Origin of the sequence: Paraburkholderia sp. BCC1885 (genome assembly GCF_900996235.1) — a bacterium.
In the GTDB taxonomy this organism is placed as follows: Bacteria; Pseudomonadota; Gammaproteobacteria; order Burkholderiales; family Burkholderiaceae; genus Paraburkholderia.
The window spans coordinates 1-476 of sequence record NZ_CAAJGM010000121.1; the positions used below are offsets into that span (position 1 = coordinate 1).

Here is a 476-nt window from a genome sequence, read left to right on the forward strand (position 1 = left end):
GGCCGTCGTAGTCGATCTCGCCCAGCTCGGTCTGCTCGAACACCTGCGCGCCCTCGCGCCGGGCGGCCGCCGCGAAGGCCGGCGAGACCAGCCGCGGATTGGCATGGCCGTCGCTCTCGCACAGCGCGCCGCCGATCGCCGCCGCGCCGAGCCAGGGATAACGACGGCGGAACGCCTCGCCCCAGATCAGCGTCGAGCTGGCGCCGTGGCCGCGCGCCATCGCCGCCCAGGCGTCGAGCACCTCCATGTCGCTGTCGCGCCGCGCGAGCCGCAGGTGCCCCGACACGACGAACTCGCCGTCGCAGCCGATCAGCTGGGGCAGCCGGTTCCAGATCCGCCGCGCGCGCATCGCCAGCGGCAGTTGCACCTCGGGCCGGCCGTGGGTGCGCACGCCGCCGTAGTTCACGCCGCTGGCCTGGGCGCCGCACCAGCGCCGCTCGAACAGGGCGACGTCCACGCCCTGCCGCGCCAGCGCC

The 476-nt window shown here is 76.1% G+C and carries 1 protein-coding gene; it reads right to left on the bottom strand.

Features of this window, described 5'->3' with window-relative positions; genetic code table 11:
- Positions 1 to 476 (bottom strand): NAD(P)/FAD-dependent oxidoreductase (locus FQ755_RS12905; RefSeq protein WP_144154721.1); only part of this gene is annotated, 476 nt, incomplete at both ends.